This window comes from Mesobacillus sp. MER 48 (assembly GCF_023714225.1).
GTDB classification, from domain to species: Bacteria; Bacillota; Bacilli; order Bacillales; family Cytobacillaceae; genus Mesobacillus; species Mesobacillus oceanisediminis_A.
Genome location: NZ_JAMAUR010000065.1, coordinates 1 through 201 on the forward strand (window position 1 = coordinate 1; position 201 = coordinate 201).

The following is a 201-nucleotide window of genomic DNA, read 5'->3' on the forward strand; positions in this document are numbered from 1 at the left end:
TCGATTCTCTTGATTTCTTCTTACAACATTATCTAGTTTTGAGGGTACAAAGTTTTTTGCGGTAGCAAAATAACTAAAACCTCAAACCAAATAGTCTGGTGGCGATGGCGAGAAGGTCACACCCGTTCCCATACCGAACACGGAAGTTAAGCTTCTCAGCGCCGATGGTAGTTGGGGGTTTCCCCCTGTGAGAGTAGGACG

Annotated in this window: 1 rRNA gene; it reads left to right on the forward strand. The window is 45.8% G+C overall.

Features of this window, described 5'->3' with window-relative positions:
- Positions 1-94: 94 nt before the first annotated feature.
- Positions 95-201: ribosomal RNA gene (gene rrf, locus M3593_RS23915) — 5S ribosomal RNA — on the forward strand; the annotation flags it as partial.